General features: G+C 64.8%; 13 protein-coding genes. 3 read left to right on the top strand and 10 right to left on the bottom strand.

Annotated elements, in window-relative coordinates:
• Positions 1-8 precede the first annotated feature (8 nt).
• The 7 genes from AC4BCN_RS26300 to AC4BCN_RS26270 all read right to left on the bottom strand — a co-directional run bounded on the left by AC4BCN_RS26300 (position 9) and on the right by AC4BCN_RS26270 (position 8,148).
• Positions 9-551, bottom strand: a complete 543-nt coding sequence (locus tag AC4BCN_RS26300) for a hypothetical protein (RefSeq protein ID WP_490492107.1) — start codon at positions 549-551, stop codon at positions 9-11.
• A complete protein-coding gene (locus AC4BCN_RS26295) occupies positions 548-1,168 on the bottom strand; it encodes a hypothetical protein (protein ID WP_490492106.1) in 621 nt (206 codons plus the stop codon). The genes AC4BCN_RS26300 and AC4BCN_RS26295 overlap by 4 nt, the downstream gene beginning before the upstream one ends.
• The gene (locus AC4BCN_RS26290) at positions 1,156-1,698 is read right to left on the bottom strand and encodes a hypothetical protein (RefSeq protein ID WP_490492105.1); all 543 of its coding nucleotides are present in this window, start codon (positions 1,696-1,698) and stop codon (positions 1,156-1,158) included. The genes AC4BCN_RS26295 and AC4BCN_RS26290 overlap by 13 nt, the downstream gene beginning before the upstream one ends.
• Positions 1,689-2,477 carry a hypothetical protein gene (locus tag AC4BCN_RS26285; protein ID WP_490492104.1) on the bottom strand — a complete coding sequence of 263 codons (789 nt, stop codon included), beginning with the start codon at positions 2,475-2,477 and terminating at the stop codon, positions 1,689-1,691. The genes AC4BCN_RS26290 and AC4BCN_RS26285 overlap by 10 nt, the downstream gene beginning before the upstream one ends.
• Complete coding sequence (locus tag AC4BCN_RS26280; protein ID WP_490492103.1) at positions 2,464-4,161, bottom strand: GspE/PulE family protein; 1,698 nt, start codon at positions 4,159-4,161, stop codon at positions 2,464-2,466. Before AC4BCN_RS26280 ends, AC4BCN_RS26285 begins: the two co-directional genes overlap by 14 nt.
• A gap of 10 nt (positions 4,162-4,171) precedes the next feature.
• A complete protein-coding gene (locus AC4BCN_RS26275) occupies positions 4,172-5,368 on the bottom strand; it encodes a type II secretion system F family protein (RefSeq protein WP_490492102.1) in 1,197 nt (398 codons plus the stop codon).
• A gap of 248 nt (positions 5,369-5,616) precedes the next feature.
• Positions 5,617-8,148 (bottom strand): M4 family metallopeptidase, encoded by a 2,532-nt coding sequence (locus tag AC4BCN_RS26270; RefSeq protein WP_456147766.1) that lies wholly within the window; start codon positions 8,146-8,148, stop codon positions 5,617-5,619.
• A 673-nt stretch (positions 8,149-8,821) separates the two neighbouring features.
• On the opposite strand from AC4BCN_RS26270, the gene AC4BCN_RS26265 reads away from it, so the two are divergent.
• The gene (locus AC4BCN_RS26265) at positions 8,822-9,478 is read left to right on the top strand and encodes a hypothetical protein (RefSeq protein WP_139090708.1); all 657 of its coding nucleotides are present in this window, start codon (positions 8,822-8,824) and stop codon (positions 9,476-9,478) included.
• Between the two features lie 52 nt (positions 9,479-9,530).
• Here AC4BCN_RS26265 and argH read toward each other — a convergent pair whose 3' ends face one another.
• Positions 9,531-10,928 (bottom strand): argininosuccinate lyase, encoded by a 1,398-nt coding sequence (gene argH, locus AC4BCN_RS26260; RefSeq protein ID WP_139090710.1) that lies wholly within the window; start codon positions 10,926-10,928, stop codon positions 9,531-9,533.
• 265 nt (positions 10,929-11,193) lie between these two features.
• Here argH and AC4BCN_RS26255 point away from each other — a divergent pair, with 265 nt between their 5' ends.
• Positions 11,194-11,400, top strand: a complete 207-nt coding sequence (locus AC4BCN_RS26255) for a hypothetical protein (protein ID WP_128141869.1) — start codon at positions 11,194-11,196, stop codon at positions 11,398-11,400.
• 195 nt (positions 11,401-11,595) lie between these two features.
• On the opposite strand, the gene AC4BCN_RS26250 is transcribed toward AC4BCN_RS26255, so the two are convergent.
• Both AC4BCN_RS26250 and AC4BCN_RS26245 read right to left on the bottom strand, forming a co-directional pair.
• On the bottom strand, positions 11,596-12,984 hold the full coding sequence (locus AC4BCN_RS26250) for a YfcC family protein (protein WP_034746426.1): 1,389 nt from the start codon (positions 12,982-12,984) through the stop codon (positions 11,596-11,598).
• A 9-nt stretch (positions 12,985-12,993) separates the two neighbouring features.
• Complete coding sequence (locus AC4BCN_RS26245; protein ID WP_490492101.1) at positions 12,994-14,130, bottom strand: succinylglutamate desuccinylase/aspartoacylase family protein; 1,137 nt, start codon at positions 14,128-14,130, stop codon at positions 12,994-12,996.
• A gap of 199 nt (positions 14,131-14,329) precedes the next feature.
• On the opposite strand from AC4BCN_RS26245, the gene AC4BCN_RS26240 reads away from it, so the two are divergent.
• The gene (locus tag AC4BCN_RS26240) at positions 14,330-15,331 is read left to right on the top strand and encodes a MurR/RpiR family transcriptional regulator (RefSeq protein ID WP_490492100.1); all 1,002 of its coding nucleotides are present in this window, start codon (positions 14,330-14,332) and stop codon (positions 15,329-15,331) included.
• The last annotated feature ends 2 nt before the right edge of the window (positions 15,332-15,333 follow it).

The following is a 15,333-nucleotide window of genomic DNA, read 5'->3' as shown; positions in this document are numbered from 1 at the left end:
GCATCGTTTCAATTGAGGTCCCCTACGGCGAGTGTCTGTTTCAGATTGAGCGGCAGATAGGTAAATTGCAGGGCGCCTTGCACCACGCCGTCGAAGCGGTAACGCTCTTCGAGCGTGTCGCCGGGACGCGCCACCACATTGCGTTCGCCCGCTTGCAAGAAGTAGGCCGCCTTGCCTTCATCGACAAAGCGGCCGAGGAATTGAAATGGCAGCGGTGGCGGCGCATTCGCATCGACGCGGGCGGCGGGCAGCGTGGCCTGGGCCGCCTGCTGGTCGAGCATGATCTTTTTCGGCGTCTCCGGCTGCCAGCTTTGCTTGGCGAACAGGGTGGCCGCTTCCTCGTCGTCGAGGCCCCGGCGCGGTTCGATGGCCAGTGCGCGATTGGTTTGCGCAGCAGCGGCAGTGGCGACGACGAGGGGGGGCGGCGCCACCCGCTCCACCTGGCGCGGCGTGGCTGTGGCCGGTCCCACGATGCTGCCTTCGTCCTCTGGCGCGAACAGGGCGGCCAGCAAGGTCGCCACGGCGGCGGCTCCCAGTACGGCTTTTTTCATCGGCGCACCTCCGCCTTCTTCACCAGCAGGATGAACTGGATGCGCGCGTCGATTTCGCCCGCTTCGATCTGCTCGCGCTTGAAGAGCACGGAGTCCAGGGTCAGGGTGGGCAGCGCTTGCAGGGCGTCGACGATAAAGGTTTGCAGCTGCGCGTATTCGGCCTTGACGGGCAGGGTGATCTGGTAGCGCAAAAAGGCCGTGTTGCCGTCTTCCTGCGGCTTGTAGTCGGCCTTGGCCAGGGTGACGCCGCTCTTTTGCGCCACTTCCAGCAAGGCCTTCAACTGGTCGGGAATGCTGTCATGCGCGGGAAGGTAGGCGTGAAAGGTGGCCAGGCTGTCGGCATCCGCATCGAGCGTGACGGGTGCCGGCGGCAGTGCCGCCTGTCTCGGCGGCATGGCCAGTTGCGCGCGCAGTTGCTGCTGGCGTCGTGCCAAGGCATCACCCTGCTGCATGGCGAAAGCGGCCAGCGCCAGGCAGGCTGCGCCGATGGCACTGGGCCAGCCCAGCATGCGCCACAGCCGCGCGGCTTCCCACGTCAGGCGCGGCGGCATATGCAGCTGCAGGCGCGCGCGGGCCACGGGCGTGCCGGCTTTTAACACGGGTTTTATTGCCGCCATTGCGCCTCCAGCTGAAAACGGTAAGGGTGTTCGGGGGCGTTCACGTTCATCTCGTGCTTGAGCAGATACACGGAACTGAACATCGGCTGCTGGTTCAGGAAGGCCAGGTAATTGAGCATGTCCTGCGGCGTTTCCGCTTCGGCGGCGATCTTCAGGACGCTGGCGCCATCCTGTCCCTGCTGCGCGTTCAGGTCCAGTCCCAGCAAGGCCACGCGCACGTCGCGCGGCGCCTGCACTGTCTTGATCAGGCGTGTGACGGGCAGGTTGAGCTGGCGCACGGCGGCAGCTACCTGTTTCAGTTCGAGGTCGCGTTCGCGCTGCTGGCTCGCCGACAGGGGCGCGCGCACGGGACGCGCGGGCTGCAGCTGCGCCAGTTGCGCTTCCAGGCGCCGCGTTTCCTGCGCCTGCACCAGCCAGTACACGGCGGCCGGCAGCAGCATCAAGCCGCCCGCCAGGCACAGGGCCAGGCGCCAGCCCTTGAAGGTCTGCGCCGCTCCAGGTGGCAGGAATTCCAGGCGGCTCAGGCCCATGCGGCCTCCCGCATCAGGTGGGCACCGCTGGCCACGGCGACGGGCACGAAGCGTTCGGGCACGTTCGTTTGCGGGACGCCGCTCAAGTCGATCAGCGCCACCTGGTCGATGGCGTCGAGCTGCGGCGCGCGCAAGTTCCAGCGCCGCCACGCCCGGTCCAGTTCATCACCCCAGTCCGCGGCGCAGGGCTGGCTGTGCAGGGCCGTGATGCGCCCGGCGCTCGTCGTTGCCAGCAGCAGCCGGCCCGCTTCCACCAGGGCGAAGGCGGCCGGTTTGCTACCGGCGATGCTGCGCCAGGCCGGTCCGGCGATCGGTTCGATGGACAGGCAGCGCCGGCCATGCGCGGCGGCCGCATCCTGCACGCCTTGCAGCAGGGCCGCATCGATGCCGCATGCCAGGCGCGGCTTGCCATAGGGCGCGTCGTCGGCGGCCAGGCGCCAGCCGCGCGCACCCTCGCCATACACGGCGCTGAACTGGCTATGCAGGAAGCGCTGTGCGCTGGCCTGGTCGAGCAGGGCGCCGCTCCACGGCACCACTTGCATGGCGCACCAGCGGCCGGCCAGGCTGACAGCCAGCGGCAGTTTTTTGCCGCCATCCTGTTCGAGCCAGCCGCGCAGGGCCGCCAGTGCCACTTCCCAGCTGGCGTCGGGATTCGCAATGGGCAGGTGGAAGGCGCTGTCCGTCACGGGACGGCCGGCGCGGCGCAGCACGCCGTGCAGCCCGTGCGGCGCCAGGTGCAGGCACACGGTGGCGCGGGCAAGGCGTTCAATAAGTGACACGATTGAGCTCCGCTAAAGTGGTTTCGCCGCGCCGCACCAGGTCCAGGCCCGCTTCGCGCGCCAGACGGAAACCGTTGCGCGCCGCTTCTTCCTTCATCTGGCTCAGGGGCGCGCGCGTGCAGATCATTTCGCGCATCGCGTCGCTTAGCATCAAGACTTCGGCGACGGCCTTGCGGCCCTTGTAGCCGGTGCCGCGGCAGTGGCCGCAGCCCTTGCCGACCATGAACTGCCAGTCCTGCACCTGGTGCAGGGCCAGGCCGCTGTCGCGCAATTGCTGCGCATCGGCCAGCACTTCGGCGCTGGCGTCGACGGCGCAATGGGCGCAATTGAGGCGCAGCAGGCGCTGCGCCACGATGCCGTTCAGGGCGGCCGCGAAGCTGTAGGCATCGACGCCCATGTGCAGGAAGCGGCCGACCACATCAAAGACGTTGTTCGCATGCACGGTGGTAAACACCAGGTGACCCGTGAGCGCGGCCTGCACGGCGATCTGCGCCGTTTCATCGTCGCGGATTTCGCCGATCATGATCTTGTCGGGGTCATGGCGCAGGATGGAACGCAGGCCGCGCGCAAACGTCAGCCCCTTCTTTTCGTTGACGGGAATCTGCAGCACGCGCGGCAAGCGGTATTCGACGGGGTCTTCGATGGTGACGATCTTGTCGCGCCCCGTGTTGATTTCCGTGATGGCCGCGTACAGGGTGGTGGTCTTGCCGGAACCCGTGGGGCCCGTCACCAGCAGCATGCCGTGCGGCTTGGCGGCCAGGCGGCGGATCTGCTCGATGGCGTCCTCGTTCAGGCCCAGGCTTTCCAGGCGCAGCGCCTGCGCCGCCTCCGTCAGCGCGCGCCGGTCCAGCAGGCGCAGCACGGCATCCTCGCCAAAGATATTGGGCATGATGGAAACGCGAAAATCGATCTCCGCCCCTTTCACACGCACCTTGAAGCGGCCATCCTGGGGGATGCGCCGCTCGGCGATGTCGAGATCGGCCATGACCTTGATACGCGAGATGATCTGTTCGGCCATCGCCAGCCCCTGTACCTGGCCCGCCTGCACCAGCACGCCGTCGACGCGGTATTTGATGACCAGGCTGGCCACGTCGCATTCGAGGTGGATGTCGCTGGCCTGGAATTTCAGGGCGTCGTAGATGGTGGAGTTCACCAGTTTCACCACCGGGCTGCTGTCCTCGCTGATGCGAATGAGCGAGATATCCTCGATGCTCTGGTCCAGCCCTGGAATGTCATCCCCGTGCTGCATTTCCTGCATCGCCTGCTGCACGCTTTCCTGCTGCAGCAGATAGGCGGCCAGGTCGTCCGGGTGGGCCAGCGCCACCGTGAAGGGCGTGGACAGGGCGAAGTCGGCCCACTGCAGCAAGTCTTCGGCAAACGGGTTGCCAATGACGAGCACGGGCGGCGCGCCGGGAACGCCTGGCTGCAGCAGCACGCAGTCGCGCTGGGCGCAATCCGTGTAGGGCAGCAGGCCAAAGGCGGGCAAGGCGGCCTGCAGCTCGGCCATCGTCCAGGCCGGGTAGCGGAACAGGGCGGCCAGCTGGCGCAAGAAGACTTCGGGCGGCAGGGCCGCCGTTTCCTGCAGCACGGCCATCTGCGGGCGGCCCTGTTCCAGCGCGCTGGCGTGGGCGCGGCGCAGCATGGCCGCATCGAGCACGGCCCGTTCTTCGTCGCGTGCGTTCATGTCATGACCCTCACGATAAGCTCCCGGCCAGTTCAAAGATCGGCATGTACATCAGCACCACCACGCCGCCGATGACGACGCCGATGATGGTCATCAAGAGCGGTTCGAGCAGGCGCGACGCCCAGTCCACCCAGCGGGCGAATTCCTCGTCGTGGAACTTGGCCGAGCGTTCCAGCATGTCGCCCAGTCGGCCCGTGTTCTCTCCCACTTTCAGCAGCGATTGCGCCACCGGCGTGGCCATGCCGGCCTGTTCCAGTGCCGTGGAAAACGGCATGCCTTCCTGCACCGCGCGGCGCGCCTGCGCCAGCTGCTCCTGCTGCGCCGGCAGCAGCATGGGCGCGACCATGGCCAGTGCCTTGTGCAGCGGGATGCCGGCGTGCAGCAGCAGGCTGAGGGCGCGGTAGAAGCGGGCCAGGCGAAATTCCGCCGCCTTCCCGGCCAGCACGGGCAGGCGCAAGAGGCGCAGCACCAGCGCCATGCGCATGGCGCGGTTGGCGATGCCGAAGACCACGGCGCCGACCACGGCGGCCAGCGCGCCGGCGCACAGCAACGGATGCGCGGCCAGGGTCTGGCCAAAGCCGAGCAGCATTTGCGACATCCACGGAATCTCGCGGCCCGAGCTTTCGTAGACAACGCTGAACTTCGGCACCACGTAGCCGAGCAGGAACAGGGTCACGAGGCCGCCGACGACGAGCAGCATGCACGGGTAGATGGCGGCGGAAATGAGTTTTTTGCGGATGGCGTCGAACTGCAGCTGGTAGGCGACGAAGCGCGCCAGCGCCTCGGGCAGGTTGCCCGAGCGTTCGGCCGCGTGCACGGTGGCGATGTAAATATCGGGGAAGATGTCGGGAAAACCGGCCAGGGTGTCGGAAAAGCTTAGGCCCTGCTGCAGGGTGAGCACGATGGCGGCCAGGGTGGCCTTGGCGCCCGCGCGCGTTTCCTTGTTGTGCAAGGTGGCCATGGCCTCGCCCAGGTTCAGGCCCGCTTCGAGCAGGGCCAGCAGCTCCTGGCTGAATTGCAGCAGGGGCAGGCCCTGTTTGCCGGGACGCAGCGCCGCGGCGCCCGTGTCTGACGTGGCGCCAGCGTCGACGGCCAGCACGCGCCAGCCGCCGCGCACGGCCGCGCGGATCGCCTCGGCTTCGCTGGCGGCGTCGATGGCCAGCGCCTGGCTACCCGCCGGGCCCTGCACCTGGAGGTGGAACTGCATCGTCGGCTCAGGCGAGCATGGTGATGGCCTGGGGCGTGAAAATGGGGTGATGTGAAAAGGGGACAGCGCGTGCGGACAAGGTCGAAGTAGGCATCGGTCAGGAACAATCCAAAAAAAGTTCAATTCGTCGCGGGTACCGGCAGCAGGCAAGAGGCAATCACTGCCTCAGGGTAGACTGGAATTGCCAGGAAATCAATCGTGCCGTGCGGGCAAGCCTTGTATCGATGGCTTGCCCGCAGTTCAGCCGCTTACTGGGTAACCAGGCTGACCTTGTCGATCACGAACGAGGTTTGCAGCGATGCATCCTCGGTTGCGGCAAACGAGATCTGCACGGTCTGGCCCTTGTAGGCGATCAGGTCGAAGGTGCGGATCTGGTAGCCGGCGGCCTTGTTCACGTTCGAGTACGAAGCCAGGGTGCCCAGCACCGTACCGGCGCTGTTCTTCACGGTGACGACCAGCTTGTCGTACACGGTGCTGCCCGTTTCGGCCGTGTCGATATGCAGCGCGAAGCTCAAGCTGGCGGACGTGGCGGCGGCGGGAATGGCCACGCTTTGCGTCAGCGATTCGCTGGCCGTGGTGCCATTGCCGCCCAGCCAGGCGTACTTCGTGCCTTCGTACGCGGTTTGGCCCGTGAAGGTGCCGATGGCGCCCGTGGTGCCGCTCCAGCCCGTGGCGCCGGACTCGAAGCCGCCGTTCGTCACGCGCTCGGTGGCGCTGCTCGTGCCGACCGTCAGGGTGGCGTTGTTCGACGTGGCCGTCACGGCAGGCGACGAGGAATCCGTCACCGTGGCCTTGAAGACGGCGCCGCTGTCGGCCGCCACGGCCGTGAAACTGTAGGCTGGCGACGTGGCGCCGCTGATCACGGCGCCGTTGCGGTACCACTTGTAGGTGTACGGTGCAGTGCCGCCGCCCGCGCCCACGGCGAACGAGGCGGTGGCGCCCGGTGCGACGGTGATGCTGGCCGGCTGGCTGGTGATCGTCACCGCGCCGCCCGTCGTCGATTCATCGACGTCGGTGCCCACGTTGATGGCCGCATACGCGCGCTTGACGGCGATAGACTCGGCGCTGCCCACGCCATACAGTTCCTCGGCCGCCTGCAGCACCTTGTTGCGCGCGTCGGCATAGTTGGTCGACGAGGTGAACTTGGTGGTGGCTGCCTTGAACCAGATGCGGTAAGCCTTGTCGCTGCCGATACCGGTCATGGCCAGCGGGCTCTTGTTCAGGTAGGAGCTGTAGTAGTCGCTGCTGGACGTGGAGTTCGAACCTTGCGACAGGAAGTAGAACATGCGGTTGTTCGGGCCGCTGCTGTAGTGGACGTCGAGGTTCTTGATGGAGCTGCTCCACGCATTCGGGCTGCTGCCATCCTTGCTCGGCTTGTACAGCCAGCGCAGCGGCTGGCCATTCTTGGCGATTTCCTTGCCCGTCATCCAATCGTTGCCCGTGTTGGGAATCGTGGTGCCCGTGCCGCCGGCGCGCGCATACGCTTCCACCATTTCGCCGGCGATGTCCGAGCTCGATTCGTTCAAGCCGCCCGACTCCTGCGAGTAGATCAGGCCCGAGGTGGCGTCCGTGATGCCGTGACCCATTTCATGGCCGATCACGTCGATGGAACCGAGGTTGTTGAACGAGCTGCCGCCGTCGCCGATGTACATGCACTTGCAGCTGCTGTCGTAGTAGGCGTTGTCGTAGGCCGTATTGACGTGGGCGGCGATGTGGGTGGCCGTGTTGTTGCCGTCCAGGCTGGACCAGCCCAGCACATTCTTGTGCGTGTCGTAGGTGTTCATCAAGCCCCACATCGCGTTCACGGCCGCCGTCTGGCCGTTGGCGTTGGTGGTGCTGCCGCCGTTGATGTATTGCTGGCCGTCGCCCCAGGTATTGCTGGTGCTGCTGTACACGCTGCCCGAGGTGGTGCCGTGGTTGGCATTCGTGATGGCCATGCCGCCGAAGCTGCCGCCCGTGCCGCGGCTGGGGTCCTTCATGGTGTAGGTGCTGCCCGTGAGCGTGGTGTTGAGCGGCACCTGGCCGTTGTACTGGCTGTTGCCGATGCCGGCCACGGTTTTCAGGGCTTTCCATTGACGCAGGATGCGGCCATCCTTGGCGCTGACGACGGTGTCGTAGTAGACCGGCTTGCTGCCGCTGATCATGCGCGTCTGCACCAGGTAGGCCAGCTCGTAGTGGTCGACCACGTCCTGCACGTCGAGGGCGTTCAGCGCGGCTTCCGATTTATTTTCGGCACCGGCCACGCGCACGGTTTTCATGACGGGGTAGATCAGCAGCTGGGCATGCGGCGGCACGTGGTCGACGCCTCGCACGCCGATGTTATTCACGGCGGCGGCGATGGCGGCGGCGGCGCTGACGGCCGGCGTGGTGTCGATATCGGTGGTGGCGCTGCGGGTGACGGAATTGACGCCGCCGCTACCGAGGCCGGACGCGCGGTCCGACACGGATTCGCTGACGATGTCGCCGGCGCTGTTGCTGACCACGACCGTTTCGGAACCGAAGACGGGCAAGCCCTTGTAGGTGTGCTGTACGCGGCTCACGCGCGTGCCGCTGACGCCAGGATGCTGGGCGCCGACGGCAAAGCCATGTTCGGTATTCAGGCCACGGCTGCGCGCTTGCGCGGCCAGCTTGTTGACCAGGCTGGCGGTCTCTTGTGGAGAAGCCAGGGCGACCGGGGCGGCCATCAGGGTCTGTGGCAGCGGCGTGGCGGCGTCTGCCGTGGTGGCCATCAGCGGCAGGGCGGCGATGGATGCGGCAACTATTGTCAAACGTAAATTCATTTCTGCTCCAGGGTATCGGTTAAGGAAATGGTGAATGAGCTGGCCGCGATGCCTGATGGCCACCCCGGCGTGCCTGGCGGCGGGCGGATAGCCTGCCGTTTTGTGGTGGCATGACGCCGGGTAGGGGGACACTAAACTTGTCGAGATCGCCATGTCAAAAAATTCAAGAAATGGGTCACTCGACGATTTTTTGTTAAGAATTGAACATTTACCGGCGTCGCATCGTTGGAAAGTTTGATCTACCACAAGCTGCAACTTTTGTTATGGACTACTTCCCCTAATGGAGCGTTCTGTTGGAAAAACACTGTTGCCTTTTCTAAATGTTGCGATCTACACTAGCTCTTCGCGTTGTTCCCTGCGGACCACGCGAAGACAAAAAAAGCGCACGCGGCAATGACCGCGTCCAGATACAGCGCATCGGGAAAAAAATCGGGAGTTTCACATGACGTCAGTTCTGTTTTCTGCTGTTGGTTTCAGCCATTTCCCCTCTGGAGCGGCATTCATGCTGCATCCGCCTTCCTAGCCGCCGCCAGCCGGCTTTCCCCCCGCGAGGGGGTTCTTTTCCGCGAGTCCGACCGCGCCGCCCGGCGTGGCCGCTGGCGCAGTGCATCCTTTTTTCAGGAAGGGTTGCCGGCTCCTGGTGCGTGCACCGGAATCACCGGCCCGAAGAACTATGCTTTCGATAGCGACCAAAGTGGAACAGATCGTGATGGAATCGGCCTTTCTCAGCGAGGGATTGGGCCGTGGTTTGCTGAACCTGTCGGAACTGGCGCGCCAGCTGCAACCGCAATTGCAGAGCGACCTGTGGAAACCGGTGGGGCAGGCCGCCGTGGTGATGGCGCTGCGCCGCCTGGCCGAGCGAATGCCGCAGCAGAAAAGCGGCGAGATCGTACTGGCGCACCGCGCGGGAGAGCTGTCCACGCGCAGCGAATTGATGATTTTTACCTACCGCTATTCCGACCAGACCTATGACTGCCAGCGCCAGTTGCTGGCGCTGGCAGCACCCCAGCGCGGTACCTTCATTACCGTCACGCGCGGCGTCAACGAGGTGATGGTGATCTGCAGCCGTTCGTTGCATGCGCTGGTGGAAGAGGTGTTCGGCGAAGAGCAGGAACTGGCGCGCCTGGAGCGCGTGACGGCCGTGACCTTGCACCTGGCGCCAGAGACCTGCTATACGCCGGGCGTGTATCACGCCATCCTCAAGCGCCTGGCGTGGGAGCGGATTAACCTGATCAACATCATTTGCACGTATACGGAACTGACCTTGCTGCTGGAGGCGTCGCAGACGGGGGCGGCTTTTTCCGTGCTGTCGAAAATCGTCGCGCAATGAAAAAGGCTCTGCTGCCGCTAAGTAGCGGGGCGTCCGAAGGCGCAGGCGCCGTTTATTTTTCCAGCTGCGTACGCACGCGGGTGATCGCGGCGCGTACCTGGCGTGGCGCGGTGCCACCCACGTGGTCGCGCGCGGCGACAGAACCTTCCAGGGTCAGCACGGCAAACACGTCTTCGTCCGTCAACGGGGAAAACGCGCGCAGCTGCTCGAGCGACAGGTCGGCCAGGTCGCAACCGGCATCGACGCAGGCGCGCACGGCCAGGGCCACCGCTTCATGGGCGTCGCGGAACGGCAAGCCCTTCTTGACCAGGTAGTCGGCCAGGTCCGTTGCCGTCGCGTAGCCTTGCAGGGCCGCCGCGCGCATCGCTTCCGGTTTCACCGTGATGCCGCCAGCCATGTCGGCGAAGATGCGCAGGGTGTCGATGACGGTGTCGACGGTGTCGAACAGCGGTTCCTTGTCTTCCTGGTTGTCCTTGTTGTAGGCCAGCGGCTGGCCTTTCATCAGGGTCAAGAGGCCAGTCAGGTGGCCATACACGCGGCCCGTCTTGCCACGCGCCAGTTCCGGCACGTCCGGGTTTTTCTTTTGCGGCATGATCGACGAGCCGGTGCAGAAGCGGTCGGCGATGTCGATGAAGCCGATGCGTGGGCTCATCCAGATCACCAATTCTTCGGCCATGCGCGACACGTGCATCATCAGCACGGCGGAGGCGGCGCAAAATTCGATGGCGAAATCGCGGTCCGAGACGGCGTCGAGCGAGTTGTGGCACACGTCGTCAAAGCCCAGCGTTTTTGCCACGCGCAGGCGGTCGATCGGGAAGGTGGTGCCGGCCAGGGCGGCGGCGCCCAGCGGCAGGCGGTTGACGCGCTTGCGGCAGTCGGCCATGCGTTCGGCGTCGCGGCCGAACATTTCGACATACGCCAGCATGTGGTGGCCGAAGGTGATCGGCTGGGCCACCTGCATATGGGTAAAGCCCGGCATGATGGTGTCGGCATGCTGCTCGGCCAGATCCGTCAGCGCGCTGCGGAAGGTCGCCAGCAGGGCGGTGATGTCGTCGATGGCGGAGCGCACGTACAGGCGGATGTCGGTGGCCACCTGGTCGTTGCGCGAGCGGCCCGTGTGCAGGCGCTTGCCCGCGTCGCCTACCAGTTCGGTCAGGCGTTTTTCAATATTCAGGTGGACGTCTTCCAGGTCCAGCAGCCATTCGAACTGGCCGCTGGCGATTTCCTGCGAGATTTGCCCCATGCCGCGCTGGATTTCCGCGTAGTCGGCAGGGCTGATGATGGCTTGCGCATGCAGCATTTCCGCATGGGCCAGCGAACCTTCGATGTCGAACAGCGCCAGGCGCTTGTCAAAAAATACAGAAGCTGTGTAGCGCTTGACGAGGTCCGAGACCGGTTCGGAAAACCGGGCCGACCAGGCTTCGCCCTTTTTGGAGAATTGATCAGTCATGAAAGAAGTCCTTTAGTGTACGGCGATTATAAACAAGGTTGGCCGGCGGTAGGGCTTTTAGGGGCGCGCAGGGCGCTGAAATGGCCAGGAATGGGGCTGGCAAGCGTCAAATGCCACGGCGATGGCCCGTTGCGCGTTCCATCCGGGCTGTTTGTATTCTGTCCCGCGAATCGGGCGTTTTGTCGCAATCCGATGGCAGGTCAGGGAGGATCGGCCTACAGTTCAATCATCGCAGCACACAACCAGCCACCCAAAGGACACCATCATGAACATCGCTAAAAACATGGAAGCCATCTTCGTTGCCATCATCGCCGTCGCCGCCGCCACCAGCCTGGCCACCGCCGCCGTGCCGAAGTTCCGCGCCGCACCGGCCGCTTCCGCCGCCCTCGTCGCCAGCGCCGATCAAGCCACCATGCACACCGTGTACGTCAGCGCCAAGCGTTTGAGCGCCGAAGAAAAAGCCGCCCTGTAAGCGCGGCCATGCAATCGAGGCAGAATCAGCAGCATCCGTAGTCACCATCGCACCAGCAGCAAGCAGTACAGCATCAGCGGCAATCGGAACGGGCGGCGCCCCCGTTTCCTTTTCAGCCCAGGCGGAACGCGAGCTTCCCGCCATCCTCAGCATTTTTCAGCTTGCCATCGGCATCGGTCAATGGCGTGCTCCGTTTTACTGCCAGTGCATCAGGCACGGTGGTATCAATAGCAGCAGCGCCAGCACCAGGTAGATCAGCTGCAGCGGGATCATCCACTTGGCCCACGTGATCCACGGTACGCGCGCCAGCGCCAGCACGCCGACGGTGATGCCGGACGTGGGGATCATCGGCGTGGTGAATTCGCCGAACTGGAAGGCCAGGATGGCCGTCTGGCGCGTCACGCCCACCAGGTCGGCCAGCGGCGCCATGATGGGCATGGTCAGCGCCGCCTGGCCGCTGCCGGAATGGATGAAGAAGTTGATCACCGACTGCATGAAGAACATCTTTTGCGCGGCGAAGACGGGGCTCGACGAGGCCACCAGCGGCGTCAATGCATGCAGCATGGTGTCGATAATCTGCGCGTCGCGCGCCAGGATCATGGTGCCGCGCGCCAGCGCAATCACCAGCGCCACGCTGACCATGTCGCGCGCACCCTGCACGAAGGACGCCACCAGGCTATCCATGTCGAGCCGGCCAACCAGGCCGACGACGATGGCCATCACCAGGAACAGGGCGGCGATTTCATCGATGAACCAGTCGTACTTGACGACGCCGACGACCATCGTCAGCAAGGTCGCCATGAAAATCCACAGCACCGCGCGGTGCGTGCGCGTCATGCCGGCAAAGCTGTCGAGGTCCATCGAGTGTTCGCTGCGTTTTTCGATGTCGAGCAAATAGGTCGGGCTTTTTTCCGGATGGCGCTTGATGCGCGCCGCGTACCACATCAAAAACACGATGCTGACCGCCGTGGCGATGGCCCACACGATCAGTCGGTAGCCGATGCCGGAAAAGATCGGCACGCCCGCGATGCCCTGCGCGATGCCGACGTTGAACGGATTCAAAAAAGCGGCGGAAAAACCCACCTGCGAGCCGATGAAGGGAATCGACACGCCCGTGATGGTGTCGTAGCCCAGGGCCAGGGCCAGCGGCACGAAGATCAGGATGAAGGGAATCGCTTCTTCGTTCATGCCGAAGGTGGCCCCGCCCAGCGAGAACATGGTGAAGAAGACGGGAATGATGGCGGCACGCACGAAGCGCGAACTGGTGTGCGCCTTGGCGATGGCCTTGATCAGCGAATCGAAGGCTTCCGTTTTTTGCAGCACGGCGAAGGCGCCGCCGACGATCAGCACGAAGCCGATGATCAGGCTGGCGTCGACGAAGCCCTTGATGGGCGCCATCATCAGCGCGGCGAGGCCCTGCGGCTTGTTGTCGACATAGTGAAACGTGCCGGGGATGATCAGCTGCTTGCCGTTCACCAGCTGGGTATCGAATTTCCCGCCCGGCACCAGCCAGGTCGCCACGGCGATCATGGCCAGGATGCCGCACAGCAGGACGAAGGTATTGGGTAGCTTGAATTTTCTCATGGGCGTCACTTATTGGCTCAGCAGGCTGCCGCCGCGGTAGGCAACGGCGCCTGCGACCTTGCCCACGTTCATGCCGCGCAAAACGTGGCGGTGGGCGCTGCGCGCAAAAAAGACACCGGGCACGGTACAGCGCAAGGTCGTCGTCTCGCCGCTGACCGGATCGATCAGGTCGGCCACCGCGTCGCCTGCGGCCAGCACGTCGCCCATTTCGCGCAGGTAGACCAGCACACCGTGATGCGGCGCGAGGATCGGTTCCACGCCGGCCAGCGGCGTCGGCTCGCATTGCGGCGCGGGCAGGTCGTCGCCGGCACCGGCTATCTCCAGCACGCCCTCGATGGCGAGAAAGCGCAGCAGCGCAGCAGCGTCGCGCTCGGCCAGGGCGTAGCTCACTTCCACTTCGCCGCGCAGTTCGACGGTGGTCGACAGGCAGGCGGCGGGAATCGGATAGCGGCCGCCGAAGTGCGTATCGAGATCCCACCACAAGCGGCTGCAGGCTTCATCGAACGGCTCTTCGCCGGCCGCCAGTTCCAGCAGCACGGCGCGCGCGCCCAGGAGCGCGGACAGCGGCGCGATCTGCGCCGCCAGCGGCGTGCCCGTATAGATGTGCAGGGCCGCCTCGTTATCGCAGTGCAGGTCGAGCACGATGTCGGCGTCGATGGCCATGCCCAGCAGGGTTTTCTTCAAGGTTTCCGCATCCGTGCCCGGCCGCCAGGCGGCGACGGCGGCGCGCGCATGCTCGCGTATCAGCGCCACATTGGCCTGCGCATCCTGCCCCAGCTGGCCAGCCAGCGTGGTTTTCAGTTCATCTGCCACGTGGCGGTAGGCGCGGTTGAAGTTGATGCCCGTGGTCAGGTCGAAGCGGCCGAACGGTGCGCCATGGATGGCTTGCGCCAGGCCGATCGGGTTGGCAGCCGGCACCAGGATGATTTCACCGTGGATCTTGCCGGCCGCTTCCAGCGCCAGCAGTTCGCGGCGCAAAAATTGCGACACCAGCATGCCCGGCACCTCGTCCGCGTGCAGGGCCGCCTGGATGTAGACCTTCTTGCCGCTGCGGCTGGTGGCGGCCGCGGTGCCGAAGTGGAAGCTGCTCAATTGGCACGACATGCTGGCGTGCGCGGTGGAGATGGGATGCTGTTGTACTTGCATGGTGGGCGCCCCGGAAAGGTGCATGGTTGATGGATTCCGGTCGATTATGTAGCAATATTTTCACGAAGTAAATCAATGAAAATCCTTTTACAAATATTTGTTGAGTTTTCTTTTTGATATGAGTACAGTAAGTTCCAGCGACCCGATTTCGCCTTCCGCCAGTGATCCGCAGTACCCAAGAATACAGGCCGCCAGTGATATGAGAGCATCCGCCAGTCCTGCCCGCAGCAGCACCGCCACGCCACTTGCCACCACGCTGGCGTCGCCCGACGCCGCGTTCGCGCAATCGCCGCTGGGGCAGGCGCTGATGCACGTGCTGGCCAGCGGCTCGGCTTCGCAGCGGCAGATCGCCGATTACCTGCTGCGCAACCAGATGCGCGTGACGGCGCTGGGCATCGAGGAACTGGCCGACAGCTGCCAGGTGTCGACGGCCACCATCAGCCGCTTCGCGCGCGACATCGGCCAGAAGAATTATTCGGCCATGCGCGGCGCCATGGCGGAGACCTTGCAGGCGCTGTTGCAGCCGGTCGACAAACTGCGCCGCACGATAGAACGGCGGGCGCGCGCCACCTCGCCCATCACGCAAAGCCTGGAATATGCTGCCGCGAACATCGCCGCCACGTCCGATGCCCTGTCGCCGCCCTCCATGCAGGCCGTGGTGCGCCGCCTGACGCGCGCCAAGGTCGTGTATGTGATGGGCTTTGGCCTGTCGGCCAACCTGGCGGGCATGCTGGTGCAGCATCTGCAGCCGTTTTGCCCGCATGTGGTGGAAGTGGCTGGCATCGGCGGCTCGGAAGTGGCGGCCGGCCACCTGGTCAACCTGACGGCGCGGGACGTGCTGGTGGTGATCTCGTTCCCCCGCTACACGCTCGACTGCATCGGCCTGGCCAGCTTCGCGCGCGACCGCGGCACCTGCATCGTGGCGCTCACCGACTCGCCCGCGTCGCCGCTGGCCGAACTGGCCGACCACGCGCTGTATGCGCAAAGCACGCATCCCGTCTTGCCCAGCAGCGCCAGCACGGCGCTGGCCATGATCGAGGCGCTTGCCGTGGCGCTGATGGTATCGAACAAAAAGAACGTAGAAAAAGCGGGCCGCTTGAGCGACGTCATCGCCGCCTATCTGTATGGCGGCGAACATGGCGTGCACGGGCCGCGCAAAGCAGCTTCAAAGCAACGCAAGGCAGTCTTGAAATCATTATAAAA

Source organism: Janthinobacterium sp. Bl 1 (assembly GCF_058215535.1).
This window is presented reverse-complemented; position numbering and strand designations above follow the sequence as displayed.